At 40.5% G+C, this 14,325-nt stretch carries 12 protein-coding genes; 3 read left to right on the plus strand and 9 right to left on the minus strand.

Translation table 11 applies throughout. The annotated features are described in order from the left end of the window. The first annotated feature begins 37 nt into the window (after window positions 1-37). The gene (locus EHQ49_RS10410) at window positions 38-940 is read left to right on the plus strand and encodes an NAD(P)/FAD-dependent oxidoreductase (RefSeq protein WP_135579116.1); all 903 of its coding nucleotides are present in this window, start codon (window positions 38-40) and stop codon (window positions 938-940) included. On the opposite strand, the gene EHQ49_RS10415 is transcribed toward EHQ49_RS10410, so the two are convergent. Continuing rightward, complete coding sequence (locus EHQ49_RS10415) at window positions 941-1,627, minus strand: hypothetical protein (RefSeq protein ID WP_135579117.1); 687 nt, start codon at window positions 1,625-1,627, stop codon at window positions 941-943. An 83-nt stretch (window positions 1,628-1,710) separates the two neighbouring features. On the opposite strand from EHQ49_RS10415, the gene EHQ49_RS10420 reads away from it, so the two are divergent. Both EHQ49_RS10420 and EHQ49_RS10425 read left to right on the plus strand, forming a co-directional pair. Continuing rightward, window positions 1,711-2,115, plus strand: coding sequence for a hypothetical protein (locus EHQ49_RS10420; protein WP_135579118.1), 405 nt, complete (start codon window positions 1,711-1,713; stop codon window positions 2,113-2,115). 6 nt (window positions 2,116-2,121) lie between these two features. Further along, window positions 2,122-2,613, plus strand: coding sequence for a hypothetical protein (locus tag EHQ49_RS10425; protein ID WP_135579119.1), 492 nt, complete (start codon window positions 2,122-2,124; stop codon window positions 2,611-2,613). On the opposite strand, the gene EHQ49_RS10430 is transcribed toward EHQ49_RS10425, so the two are convergent. The 8 genes from EHQ49_RS10430 to dxr form a co-directional block, all read right to left on the minus strand. Continuing rightward, window positions 2,610-3,095: a tetratricopeptide repeat protein gene (locus tag EHQ49_RS10430; protein ID WP_135579120.1), complete on the minus strand. Its 486-nt coding sequence runs from the start codon at window positions 3,093-3,095 to the stop codon at window positions 2,610-2,612. The genes EHQ49_RS10425 and EHQ49_RS10430 overlap by 4 nt on opposite strands. 61 nt (window positions 3,096-3,156) lie before the next feature. Then, entirely contained in the window at window positions 3,157-5,046 is a 1,890-nt protein-coding gene (gene dxs / locus EHQ49_RS10435) for a 1-deoxy-D-xylulose-5-phosphate synthase (RefSeq protein ID WP_135579121.1), read from the minus strand. Window positions 5,047-5,053: 7 nt separating this feature from the next. Continuing rightward, window positions 5,054-7,381: an adenylate/guanylate cyclase domain-containing protein gene (locus tag EHQ49_RS10440; protein ID WP_135579122.1), complete on the minus strand. Its 2,328-nt coding sequence runs from the start codon at window positions 7,379-7,381 to the stop codon at window positions 5,054-5,056. A gap of 90 nt (window positions 7,382-7,471) precedes the next feature. Continuing rightward, window positions 7,472-8,272, minus strand: coding sequence for a tryptophan synthase subunit alpha (gene trpA, locus EHQ49_RS10445; RefSeq protein ID WP_135579123.1), 801 nt, complete (start codon window positions 8,270-8,272; stop codon window positions 7,472-7,474). Beyond that, window positions 8,273-9,460, minus strand: a complete 1,188-nt coding sequence (gene trpB / locus EHQ49_RS10450) for a tryptophan synthase subunit beta (protein ID WP_135579124.1) — start codon at window positions 9,458-9,460, stop codon at window positions 8,273-8,275. Window positions 9,461-9,653: 193 nt separating this feature from the next. Beyond that, window positions 9,654-11,414: a proline--tRNA ligase gene (locus EHQ49_RS10455; RefSeq protein ID WP_135579125.1), complete on the minus strand. Its 1,761-nt coding sequence runs from the start codon at window positions 11,412-11,414 to the stop codon at window positions 9,654-9,656. Window positions 11,415-11,458: 44 nt separating this feature from the next. Then, the gene (locus EHQ49_RS10460) at window positions 11,459-13,165 is read right to left on the minus strand and encodes a site-2 protease family protein (RefSeq protein ID WP_135579126.1); all 1,707 of its coding nucleotides are present in this window, start codon (window positions 13,163-13,165) and stop codon (window positions 11,459-11,461) included. After that, a complete protein-coding gene (gene dxr / locus EHQ49_RS10465) occupies window positions 13,162-14,322 on the minus strand; it encodes a 1-deoxy-D-xylulose-5-phosphate reductoisomerase (protein WP_135579127.1) in 1,161 nt (386 codons plus the stop codon). The genes EHQ49_RS10460 and dxr overlap by 4 nt, the downstream gene beginning before the upstream one ends. Window positions 14,323-14,325 lie beyond the last annotated feature (3 nt).

Raw genomic sequence — 14,325 nt, forward strand, 5'->3', positions numbered from 1 at the left:
TCTTGCCAACTTCCATAGATGCAATTATGTTGCATCTATGGAATCCATTCAAAAATTCGATATCACTATCATTGGTGGGAGTTATGCAGGACTCTCGGCGGCCTTATCACTTGTTCGTTCTCTGCGAAATGTTGTTGTGATTGATTCGGAAAGGCCTTGTAACCAAAATACACCTTTCTCACATAACTTCGTTACTCACGACGGAAAAACTCCCAACCAAATCCGCTCCATGGCATTAGCTGATTTAAAGGAATACAAAACATTTAAACTACAGTTAGGTGAAGCGACATCAATTCAAAAACAAGGGTCTGGATATTTAATCAAAGGAAATGGATTTGCAGATATCCAATCGAATCAAATCATTTTTGCAACAGGTGTTAAAGACATCTTACCAGAGATTCCCGGTTTTACCGAATCTTGGGGAAAAACTGTCATCCATTGTCCCTATTGCCACGGATATGAATTTGTGGGGAACCAAACTGGTCTTTGGATGAATGAACCGGGTGTATTCGAACATGCTAAATTTCTAAAACATTGGTCAAAAGAAATTACAATATTTACCAACGGTCCCATCCAATTCACAAAAGAAGAAGAAACCAACATAGAAAAAGAAGGGATAAGAGTAATTACTGATGTAGTAACAGAACTTTTACACAAAGAAGGTAAAATCTCAAGTTTACAATTGAACTCTGGAAAAGAAATTCCACTGCAAACATTATATTCAAAAATGCCTATCGTTCAACATTCTAAGTTACCGGAAGAATTAGGATGTAAACTTCTTCCCAGTGGTCATATAGATGTGACTCCGTTTTTTGAAACTAGTATTTCTAATGTGTATGCAGTGGGAGATATGGCTTCTATGTTTCGATCTGTGGCCCACGCCGTTCATTCAGGAAACATGGCCGGTGCCAAACTCAACCGAGCCATGATTCTGTCTTAGTTACACTTCTTCTACAAAATAAGGTCTAGTGTATTCTCGAACGATCTCCACTACAAAACGGCCCCAAGATTTGGGGTCTTCCTGGGAGATATTCACTTGTTTGATTTTAGGGAAATAGGCTGTAGGTTTAAAAACGGTATGGGTGAGTTCCAATGTTCGGAGGTAGTTATCCAATCGTTTTACTTTTACAAAATTGATGATTTCGTTTTGGATTTTTTCTTTTGGTAAGTAACCCACGATGATCATTCGGGGGAATAGGTTTTTTTTGAGGAGTCCTATAAAGTCCTCAAAACTATCGACTCGGTCAATAAACCCTTCATAAGCACCACCACCTAGGTTCATGATTTGGGTCACAATGTCCATGGAAAAGGAGACTCCTTCCATGGTTGACATGTCCGAAATGATGACTAGGCCCTCGTCCGGCTGGAACACCTTAAACATATCCGCACCCTTAAAATGGCGACGAAGGAGTTTGGCGGCCGACACATCGATTTCCTGGGCTTTCGCGAGGAGAACCTTCCCTTGGGGGTCTAGGATGGGATCTCGCGTGATGAGGTACCGTTTTTTCACGGCATTTTGGTTCATGACTCGAAAGGCCTTTACTTTTTCCTCGATTTCATCCAAGGTTGAGTAACCAATCTTAAGTACATTTTCCCGTTTGCGTTTCCCGATGTCTGTTTCTTCCATGAAAGCTTGGTGCCTAAATCTTTGTATTGCTTATCCTATGGTAATTCTACCAATGTATAGCATATTTTTGTCTAAGGAATAGAATGAGGTTTAATTTTTCCCTATTTCCCCCACTGTTACTCATAATTGGTTGTACTTCGGTAGATTTTATCCCGGAACCTGATTACAGGCCAAATGATTCCCGTTATAAGGTGAAATCTTGGGAGGAAGTAGAAATCGTCCGTGAACGTCCCAAGCGCCTATTCAAAATTGTCGGCGAAGTAGTGGTCCGAAATACCGAAGATCTCACCTGGGATGATTATGAACCTCGTGTCAAAAAGGAAATGTTCAGTAAAAAAATAGATGGGGTTTGGATGACGGAAAAAAATCAAACTTCAGTAGATTCGGTTACCGTCGAAACCATGGATCAAAAAGGGCGATCGACCAATTCCTACTTACAAAAATCAAACCTTCCTAGTTGGAAGGGTTATGCTTACAGGTACAAATAAAATTGTATGACACGAATCTTTGACTCAGAAATTTATATATCTCCGGCCGATGAATGGATATTTAGAGAAAACAAAATCGATAAAGAAGAAATCCTACAGTATTTTCGGAACAATCTGCACGGTAATGACAAGGGAGTTTATATAGAAAATAAATTTGGTGAACTCTCCGAACATGGATACATTCGTGTTGATGGATGTCCATGCCACGTCTTACATGTGGAACTAACAGACAACACTATGGTATTTTATACCGATGATGGAAGAAACTATCCATTTGGTGAGTTTGAAATTTATGAAACTGATGACGGTGGTCTCATTGGTCTTCGAACAGCAGAAGAAAGAATCAAATATAGATTCACTTGGAATGCAGCCAAAGAACTTTCGGATCATTTAGAAGAGGAAGGTGGTATCACCTATTTGGAATGGAACGGAGTGAAAATGGAAGTTCCCAAATATACTGGGGAGATTTTGGTTCCTCTCCCCGAAGACTATACTTAATTCGAAGGAGCCTCTTCGTCGGATTTTAATTCCCTCCAAAGGTCATTGGCCTCTGAAAAATCTTTTTTTAGAGTCAAAGCTTTGTGAAGGTATTGTAAGGATCTTTCTGGGCGATTCCATAACTTGTAAAGCGTTGCTAAATTAAAATAAGAAATATGTGGAGCATCGTTCCGTTCGCAACGAATGGATTTTTTAAGCCAATAAACAGCTTCTTTATCATTACCCATACGTAGTAATAACACACCAATTTCATTACAGGGGTTCCCGTATTCATGGTTTAGACTCACTGCTTTATAATAGGAAGCAAGGGCATCCGTCCATTGGCCAAGGGCATTTTGAACCAAACCTAAATAAAAGTAGGCCTCTTCTGATTCTTCCAATTCTAAACTGGAACGAAGTTGGAATTCGGCTCGGTCTAAATCACCGACCTTAAAATGATCTTTTGCTAAATCTAATGAAAGTTGGAAAGAACTAGAAGACAATGAGATACTCGCCTGTTTTCTTTCATTTTCGGAAGACTTAAAAATCTCAGTAAAACTATTTTTATTTTTTCAAAGACAAAATCAGATCTTCCGCAATTTGAGAAGCAGTCAGTCGGTAATGATCCAAAACCTGATTCCTTTCTCCATGGTGGATGGGTTCTGGTGGCAATGCAAAGGTCTTTAGAAATTTACTTAAGAAGTCAGAAGGAATTTCATTCAAAAGAAAACCAGAGGCACCGGCATGGATATAACTTTCATCCAGAATCACAAACCGTTTGTTTTTTTCAATTTGTCCATGGACAAGTTCCGTATCATAAGGCCGTAACCAAAAAAGATCTACAACCGAAACAGAGATTCCTTTTTGTTTCAAAATCCCCGCTACAGCGGTTGCGATTGGCAACATAAACCCAACAGACAAAATGAGTAAATCCTCTCCTTCAGTTACTAACTTCCCTTTCGCTTTCGTTACAGGAAGAGGAGAATCAAACTTTAACTCGCGTAAGTCACCGTTATCTTTTGGGAAACGAATCGCAATCGGATGTTCTGTATAATCCTTCATAAAATGAAGACTATCGATAATGTCTTGTGCGGAACTTGGAACAATGATATCCATATTCGGAAGGCCCGCCAAATACCCAAGATCTGATAAACCTTGGTGGGTTTCGCCGTCTGGTCCCACAATCCCTGCTCGATCAATCACAAACCGAACCGGTAAATTCATAAGAGAAACATCTTCTACAAGTTGGTCCATCGCCCTTGTCAAGAAGGTGGAATAGATACACATATAAGGAATGGCACCGCCACTTGTCATTGCACCCGCAAATGCTACCGAGTGCTGTTCGGCGATTCCCACATCAAACGTATGTGTTGGATAAGTTTCTTGGTAATCCCGAAGTCCTGATCCTTCGATCATCGCCGGAGTGATGACAGCAATTCGTTTGTCTTTGTCTGTTAAATCGGTAAGTGTTTTTCCAACAATTTTAGAAAGACTGATTTTATTGGAATCGGCAGAAGCCATTTTCCCCGACTCTTTGTTAAACGGTGTGACACCATGATATTTGATGGGATCCGCTTCTGCAGGTTTGTATCCCTTTCCTTTTTGTGTTAATACGTGTAAAAGGATAGGTCCTTGGATTTTAGAAAGGTTCTGCAACATATGAACCACACGATTCACATCGTGACCATCAATGGGTCCAAAATAAGTAAATCCCAAATCTTCAAAAAGTCCACCGGGACGCATCATAAAATGTTTAAAAGAGGTTTCCATATTATGAGCAAGCGCTTGTAATGCGGGCCCAATGAGTGGAATCCATTTTAAAAAACCGTAAAATGCCGTTTTACCTTTGTTATAGATTTGAGAAGAAATGATACGATTCAGATAATTAGAAATGGAACCCACGTTTTTGGAAATCGACATATAGTTATCATTTAAAATGACTAACATATTCGGTTTGATATGACCACCGTGGTTCATAGCTTCGAGAGCCATTCCTGTGGCGATGGAGGCATCCCCAATCACTGCAGCCACCTTATAATCTTTTCCGAGTAAGTCACGGGCGCAGGCCTCACCAAGTGCTTGAGAAATGGATGTCCCTGCATGACCTGTATTGTACAAATCGTATTCGGATTCTTCGCGTTTTGGAAAACCGGAAAGACCCAACCATTTACGAACGGTAGGGAGTTCTTTTTTTCGGCCTGTTAGGATTTTATGAGGATAGGTTTGGTGACCTACGTCCCAGATGATTTTGTCAGTCGGAGTTTGGAACACATAGTGAAGGGCAACGGTAAGTTCCACAACACCTAAGTTACTAGCAAAATGCCCTCCCACGTCGGAGAGGGTGTCGATGATGTATTCCCGAAGGTCATGGCAGACCTCGGGGAGTTCTGCTTCTGTTATCTTTCTAAGGTCTTCCGGAAATTGGATTTTGTCGAGATAAGGATAAGATGGCATGTAAACTTCATGTTGCCGCCTTTTGGAGTGGCCGCTTCATTTTCTCCATATCTTCTGGGTTTGTGATTCCAAGCAATTCGTAAATCCGAACAGGTTGGGTTTTTCCTTTTACTCGCACTAAATCCAGTTCCCGAGCAACCACTCGGTCTTTCACTTTTTCGTAAGTATACTCAGAGATGATCACATTTGTGGTGTACATTTTATTGGACCCTTCCAATCGGGATCCTAGGTTGATTGTGTCTCCCATACAAGTGTATTCCATCCTGTGTGAAGATCCCATATTCCCCACAACGGCTGGGCCAGAATTCAGACCACATCCAATATCGATCACAGGAACATTTCGTTCTGCCCATTTTTGTTGGAGGACTTTTAAATAATCCAATTGTACGAGAGATGCAACACAAGCATAGTACGCATGGTCTTCTAATGGAACTGGTGCTCCCCAGAATGCCATAATCGCATCACCCATATATTTATCTATGGTTCCCTTGTATTCAATGATGATGTCCGTCATTGCCGATAGGTATTCGTTCAGTAACTTTACCAAATCTTCCGGACCCAACTGTTCAGAAATCGTTGTGAATCCTCGAACGTCGGAGAAGAAAATAGTAATCTCCCTTTTGGATCCACCAAGAGCCAAATTGTCTGGGTGTTTGAGGAGTTCATCCACAACGTCTTTAGATACGAATTTAGAGAAGGTTTGACGAATGTATTTTACGTTCTCTTCTTCTGTTAAGATTCTAAATCCAATGATGGCCACAAAAACCACAATCTGTTCGATCGTTACCGAAGGAAGGACAGTGATGAGGTTGAAGGTTTGGAATATATACAACGCAGCCACAACATAAAGTAAAAGTTGGGTCAACATAATCGCAAAACCAATATGTGTTTTTACTCGTGGTTGTAAAAAACCAATCATCACACCAAGAGCCACATAAATCAAAAAGATTCCCCAGTTTGGAACTGTGGAAAGGAAATCTTGGTTTAAGATGGTGTTTACTGCGTGAGCGTGGTGTTCAATTCCTGACATATCACCAAACGGAGATAAGTGGGAGTCTTTAGAAGCTCCACGCCCCGTTGCATAATACATCGCCACAAGAAAGATTTTGTTGCTGATTTGGTTTGCTTCGAGTAACTCAGCGTCCCAATCATTCGTAACTTCAAAAATTTCGTTTTGTTTGAAGGAATAACGTCCGCCGACAAAGTTGATTTCCATTTGACCTTCCCAGTCAATAGGAATCACAACTTCTCTTTTTTCATTCGGAACTTGCATCACATCTCTTTCTTCAAACTTTCGTTCTTTGATGTTGAACTCACGAATGATCTTTTTCGGGATATTGGACAATTTAATATAATGTCCCATGTTGACTTCTACATCTCTTTGAACGTCGATACCGTAGTATTTGCAAACAATGAGTAAGTCGATGGATGGGAAGTATTCAGTTTCTCTTTCTCTGCCTGAATTATAAACCTTTACCACAAGTGGCATTTTACGATTCAAACCGGACTCATCTTTTTTTACGTTCGCAAAACCAAGACCAGCGGACAACTCAGCAATGGGTTCAATCGGAGGTTGAGGAAACTTAACCCAAGAAATCCCTGCATCGTTTTCATCGATGACATTTTTCAATTGAAACTTACGGAGGATATCAATTCGTTTTTCTAAATTGAGAACCGCTTCTTTCGATTCTGCACTGACTTCCATTGGAAAGTCGAAGAGGACATTCCGGTTCTTTTGAAGAGCAGCTGCCATCTCTTCCGTTTGACCGGGTTTGTAATCTACGAAGAAAATATCGAACATCAGTATGTTGTTTGATTCTTTAAATGTTTCTATGATGTCTGCGTAATAACTCCAAGGTAAAGGCCAAGTACCTTGTAATTTTTCGAGTGATTCTGTTGTGATACCAATGATATTGATATCCTTACGGGCCTTAGCTGGTGGTTGGAACTGAATGTATTCAATACGACCCGTGTCCCCTTCACTTTCTGTTTTTGTATTGGAGCCACGTAAAAATTGGAATCTTGTGGAAACGGAATTTTCTTCCAAATCTTTGAGTGGTTGGAAGGTATTTACCATTGCATACATAAAAATGGCAATTACATAAGACAACCAAATGGCACCTGACTTTTGTTTGTCCTTGGATACCTTTGCAATGGTTTTATAAACAAAGTAAGAGGAAACAAGTAAGGCGAGTAAACCACCGATAAGGAAGGAAAATTCATATTCCCATCCTGTCATGATGACAGAAATGATCACACCGAGTGTTCCTAGGGTGGCAACAGTAACACTGAGATAGTCCAAAATCGAAAGTGATTTTGATTCTTTGTCGGACATAGAGCCTCTTTATTCGTTTGGGAATTTCCGACCATTTTCCCGGAATTTTTAAAGAGACTCAAATGTTTTTGAAAGATTCAGGAAAAAAATTTAGGAAATTGATGCCCTGATCTTTGAAATGTAATCCGCCAGTGCCGTAACTGTTTTGGTTTTGTCCGATCCGTTTTCTTCGATGACCCTTTGGATGGCAGAACCAATGATGATTCCGTCCGCATACTGAGAAATTTGGTTGGCTTGGTCGGGAGTGGAGATTCCAAACCCAGCACAAATCGGCAATTGGATGGTATCTTTTAAGAATTTGATTCTTTCTTTCAAATCGACCGAAAACTCTCGTCTTTCCCCTGTCACCCCAAACGAAGTCACATAGTAAATGAAACCGGAAGATGTTTTGCTAAGAGCTTGGATCCTCTTTTTTTCGGAAGCCGGAGTGACCAAATGGATGAGATCCATATCCCGTACTTTTAGTTCTCGAAACAAAGTTTCACTTTCTTCTGTATCAAAAGGTAAGTCAGGAATCACAAGTCCAACAATTCCTGATTCCTTGGCTCGGTCTAAAAATTTCGTAATCCCACAATGATAAATGGGATTGAAATAAGTTAGGTAAACAAGAGGAGTCTCAGGTTTGTGATCATGAATGGCTTTTGTAACCCGAAAGATTTCATCAAAAGAAAAACGATTTTTTAAAGAACGAGCTGCTGCCCTTTGGATGACGGGACCATCGGCAACAGGGTCAGAAAAAGGAATTCCGAGTTCCAAAATATCAGCCCCATTGTCTAAAATGGTTTTTCCAAATTCGATAGAATCATTATAGTTTGGATCCCCTAAGGTAAAATAAGGGATAAACGCGGATTTAAAACGCCCACTCTCAAATAAAGATTTTATTTTACTCATTTATTTTCTTTCACCTAAAAGTCGCAAAACTTCCGTTACGTCCTTATCACCCCGACCAGAAAGACAAATGACTAAATCTTTTTTCTTTCCTAAATCTTTGGCAACGTCCCGTGCCACATGAAAAGCATGAGCTGTCTCCAGTGCTGGAATGATTCCTTCCACACGAGTGACCTCCAGAAAAGAATCTAACGCTTGTTCATCTGTTACCATTCGGTAATCCACTCTACCCGTTTGGGAAAGATAAGCATGTTCTGGTCCCACACCCGGATAATCGAGTCCTGCGGAAACAGAATGTGCTGGAACAATTTGACCAAATTCATCTTGAATGATGAGAGTTTTTGTTCCATGTAAAAATCCTGTTTTTCCATAGGTTAAGGTCGCAGAATGTTCTCCTGGTTTTGGACCAAGTCCACCTGCTTCCGCTCCATAGATTGCGACTTGTTTGTCTTTTAAAAATGCATGGAACATTCCAATGGAATTGGATCCCCCACCCACACAAGCCACGATCGCATTGGGAAGTTTTTTGTTTCGTTTTTTAAACTCCGATCTTGCTTCTGATCCTATAAAAGATTGGAAGTCACGAACAATCATCGGGAAAGGGTGTGGCCCAATGGCAGACCCAACAATGTAATGAGTTGTAGATACATTGAGTGCCCAGTCTCTCATAGCTTCGCTTGTGGCTTCTTTGAGAGTGGCTTCTCCTGCAGTGACTGGAAGAATTTTAGCACCTAACATTTCAATTTTTTTAGCATTGAGGTTTTGTCTTTCAACGTCAACAGCACCCATGTAAACAACAGTTTCCATTCCAAACATGGCACCAACAGTTGCAGTTGCGAGACCATGTTGGCCCGCTCCTGTTTCTGCGATGATCCGTTTTTTTCCCATGAAACGTGCGATAAGCGCCTGCCCAATGGCATTATTAATTTTATGTGCGCCGGTATGATTTAAATCTTCGCGTTTGAGCCAGATACGAGCACCTCCCCATAGTTTGGTGAGACGTTCAGCATAAGTCAGAGGACTAGGTCTTCCGACGTAGTTCTTTAAATAGTATTCGAGTTCTTTTTTGAACTTTTTACTTTTCTTTAACTTGTGATAGGTGGATTCAAGTTCTTCTAATGCTTCCGTTAAAATCTCAGGAGAGTAACGGCCACCGAATTCACCAAAATATCCAGGTAGGTTTTTGCCCATATATCCCAAGATGAGAGGATGGGCGAATATGAAAACTGCTTCTTTTGTGGGGGATGGGGGTTTTTGGGTACAGTCTCCCCGCCCTGATTTAAGGGTGGGGAACTAGACCCGCCACCCAATGGCTTCCTTCTATCACAAAGCCCTAATTCTTGCGACCCCTTCTCCCGATTTTAAAGAAAAAATCCGAAGAAGTTCATGTTCCTACTTGCTCGACAGCTTTCTCAAGGGTCTCGTGAAGGGCCCGAATTTGTTTTTGTAGTTTTCCTACCAAATCTTCATTCGTTGTAAAAGCTACGGTCTCTTCTGACATCGATTTTCGATCAAGGATCGTGATTTCCCCTTTTTCCAAAAATCCTTTTCCAAGAGTGAGTCTGATGGGAAAACCAATTAGTTCTGAATCCTTGAATTTAAAACCAGGCCCTAAGTCACGGTCATCCCAGAGAACTTCAATTCCTGCTGCCATTAAGGCATTGTAGATGGATTCAATTTTTGCAATATCCTCTGGATTTTTAGCGATACTCACCAAACAGACAGTAAATGGTGCAATGGATACTGGCCAAAAAATCCCTTTATCATCGTTACATTGTTCAATGACAGTGGCCATACATCGGTTCACACCAATTCCATAACAACCCATAGTCGTTGTAGTAGCTTTCCCTTTATCATTCAAAACAGTGATATCAAAGGCTTTGGAATATTTTTGACCTAACTTAAAAATATGACCTACTTCAATTCCTTTTTCTGCGGTAAGACCATTCCCACAATTTGGGCAAGGATCCCCTACTTTGGCTTGGGATACATCAATTTTTGTGACTTCCTCTTCCTTGAAAAAGTTAGAAATTTGAATCCCTGCAATATGATGATCCACTTCGTTTGCACCAGATATATACCCAAAACTCCAATCAACTAACGAATCAATGACGACCTTTAGTTTTTCTGATTTTGGAAATCCTGGCCCAATGAATCCGGGAACTAACCCCAGTTTTTCCATTTCAGCCGGGCCCATAGGTCTTAGTTCATTACAACCCAAATGGTTTTTTAGTTTGTTCTCGTTGAGTTCACGGTCACCCTCTAAAAAAACAAGAACATAGGTTCCGTCTGCCCATAGAGCAACTGCTTTTAATAAATTTTCTTCTTTGGTTTTGATAAACTCCGCAACTTCCGAAATTGTTTTTTTAGAAGGTGTGTGAATTTTATCACTACCAGCAAACGTTTGTTTTGCTGTATTTGATTTTTGAATCACAGGAGTTTTTTCAATATTTCCAGAATATTGACAAGAAGGACAAATCGTAAGTGTTTCTTCACCAATCGGAGACACTACCATAAATTCTTCTGAGGCAGACCCACCCATGTTCCCTGAATCCGCTTGCACAGGGATCGTGGAAAGTCCCATCCCCGCAAAAATCCTACGATAGGTTTTACGCATTGTTTGATACGTTTTATCTAAAGACTCATCATCCAAATGAAAGGAATAAGCATCCTTCATTGTAAATTCACGAGAACGAATCACTCCAAACCGTGGACGAATTTCATCTCTAAATTTTGTATGGATTTGATACACATTGATGGGTAAGTCTTTGTAAGAACGAACCATTGGTTTTACAAGAACACAAAAGGATTCTTCATGCGTAGGTCCCAGGCAACTTTCATTGTCATGGCGATCTTTCAAACGAAACATCTCTTTCCCCATTTTATCCCAACGACCCGACTCTTTCCAAATTTCACTTGGAGTTAAAATGGGAAGTTGGAATTCCAAGGCACCAGCACGGTCCATTTCAGAACGAACGATACCTTCAATTTTTTTTAAAATTCTAAGTCCAAGTGGCAAATATGAATACAAACCCGCAGCAGATTTACGAACGAGTCCTGCTCTTGTCATCAGTTTATGAGATGCAACCACTGCATCTTGCGGATCTTCTTTTGCCGTAGGAATCAAATAGGAACTAGCTTTCATCGACCTTTTCTCTTTTATTTATATACAATTAGAATTATCAAAAATTAAAAAATACGCATCACATCATTAAACGAAACATAAAGTCCAAGACCAATGAGAAAGAAAAATCCCAATCGAAAAATAGCTTCGATCGCTTTTCTCGGAAGTGGCCTACCCGTAATGGCCTCATAAGCATACAGTACAATATGTCCGCCGTCAGCCATAGGAATCGGAAGTAAATTCATCACCATAAGTGCTAAAGAAATTTTTGCAACAAAGTCAAGGTAGGTAACCCAACCATATTCCAAACTAATTCCCGCAATTTGCACAATCCCAATAGGGCCAGATAGATTTTCTTTGGGAGAAAGAAGCCCAGAAAACAACATCCCAATTCCTTTTAAAGTAGTGGATACGTTTTCGTAAACTTTTGTGGATGCACCCACTAACGAGGAGTATACGGTAGATTCTTTTTGTAGTTTTTCTGCTTCAAATTTCATCGAAGCACGAAATCCAAGTAAACCAATCGGTTTCAAATTGACATCAGCGGAATATTTCATATTCCCAATCCAGATGTCTCTTCTGCCTGAAGATTGTTTTAGATATTCTGAAAAGGCATCCGCTTTTTCAAAGGTTTTGTTTTCAATTTTTAAGTTAGAAAGACGGTTTTCAATTTCTGCATCATAACTGTCCAAACGGAAATATGGAATTCCTAGTTCGGAAAATTTAGGATGTCTAATGTCCCAAAACTCAAATACATTGGCACCTAACACGGGGATTTGGATTGTTACCGTTTCCGTCGCCCAAGGAGTGAGGAGTGGATAGGTTTTTCTTTCCACAACAACGGGGATTGTTTTTCCCTGATGTTTCCCAAGCTCAGTTTGTAATTCAGGAACAGTGTGAACATCCACACCTGCCACTTGCAAAATCATATCCCCATCTTTTAGGAAGGAGAGAGCTCGCCTGCGAAGAGATTTTTCTCGTTCTTGGATTTCTCTTTGTTTTAAAAGTTCTTCCGGAATTTCATCCTTTCTCTCTTCAATTTTTTCTTGGAAGTAAACAGATGACTTATCTTCACGATCGAGTAGATTTGCGATAAAATGACTGACTTGTTCCCCATAAGTAAAAGTAGCCACCACTCTTCTTTCTCCAAATGGCATCACTCCAATCGTTGGATGTCCACCGGCAGAATATAAATTCGGTACAACTTGTACGGTTTTTACTTCCTCTTCTCGTTTGTAAGAAACAGAAACTGGATCTCCCGTGGTCAAACTGACATTGGTAAAAATATCTTCGAAACTTTCTGTTTTTTTCCCATTGATGGAAACAATTTGGTCCCCTGTGCGAAGCCCTGCCGTATATGCCGGACTCGAAACTTTGTTTGCATCTTCGATAAAAATTCGATTGGAAGAAGGACTATCGCCAGAAAGTTCCAATATAAACAATAAAATAAAACCTAACACTAAATTGGCGAATGGACCACCCAGAACCGGAATCATTCGGCGAAGTGGTGGTGTGGAAAGTAAATCCCCTTGCCTTGGTTTTTTATTTTTAGAATAATCATCACCACGGAAAAGAACATATCCTCCAATGGGGATGGCCGTGATCTGGTAAATGGTTTTCCCAATTCTTTTTTTCCAAATTCCTTTTCCATACCCAAGAGAAAAAATCCGAGCTTCCACTCCGACCAACTTTCCACATACGAGGTGCCCCAATTCATGGATAAAAATAGAAACCGCTAACATAAATACGGCGCCGAGTACCATGATGATCATATAGTCACTCCCCCTCTCCGAAATTCTTTTTGGATAAATTCACGTGTTTCCTGATCTTTTTCTAGATACCCTTCTAAATCATCGGGGAAGGCATTTGCAATTTTATTTAGTGCCGATTCGATTAACTTAGGAATGGCGATAAAAGAAATTTTTTCTTCTAAAAACAAAGCAACGGCTTCTTCATTGGCGGCATTGAATACAGAAGGGGCAGTCCCACCAACCCTTCCCGCTTGGAAGGCAAGTTTAAGTCCAGGATAACGACCTAAATCAGGAGGGAAAAATTCCAAAGTTTTCCAAGTCGAAGGTTTTCTTTCGATAAGCATCTTCGGTGTTGGCGTTGGATAAAATAAAGAATGGGCAATGGGATAAATCATATCGGGATGGCTTGTGTATTGCAAACAAGCACCGTCCAGAGTTTCAATGATTCCATGTGTGAGTGATTGCGGGTGGATCACCACTTCAATCTCGTCATAAGAAAATCCAAATAAAAAATGAGCTTCAATCACTTCGAGACCTTTGTTGATCAGTCCCGCTGAATCCACTGTGATTTTTGGGCCCATCGACCATGTGGGATGGTTTAATGCTTGTTTTACGGACACATGTTCTAATTCTTCAATGGGCAGAGTTCGGAAACTTCCCCCCGATGCCGTAAGTGTGATGGCACGAATATTAGATCTTTTTTCTCTTTCAATCAACTGAAAGAGTGCATTGTGTTCCGAGTCAACAGGAACCATTAAAGTATTGTATTTTGCCACCAAACGGTTGATCAGTGGTCCAAAGGTCACGAGTGTTTCTTTATTGGCGATTGCGATTTTTTTACCAGCCTCAATGGCGGCAATGGTAGGTCTGACTCCTCTTGCCCCAACAACGGCAGTCACAACCACAGAAACAGAAGATAACCGAACCAAATCCGATAAAGAATCTTCTCCATAAAGAATGGTAGTGGATTTGTACTTAGAACCCAAAGCCCCTTCTAACTTAGAATCGGTGATAGAAATCACTTCCGGAGAAAATTCACCCATCAGTGATTTTGCAAGATCTAAGTTCGAATGAACCGAAAAACTACGTAAAGAAAAGGAGTCTTTGAACTGGCGGAGTACCTTCACAGTCGAAGAGCCAACAGAACCAGAAATTCCTAATACGGATACTCCAACCATGTA

The sequence above is a fragment of the Leptospira perdikensis genome, from assembly GCF_004769575.1.
Classification (GTDB): Bacteria; Spirochaetota; Leptospiria; order Leptospirales; family Leptospiraceae; genus Leptospira_A; species Leptospira_A perdikensis.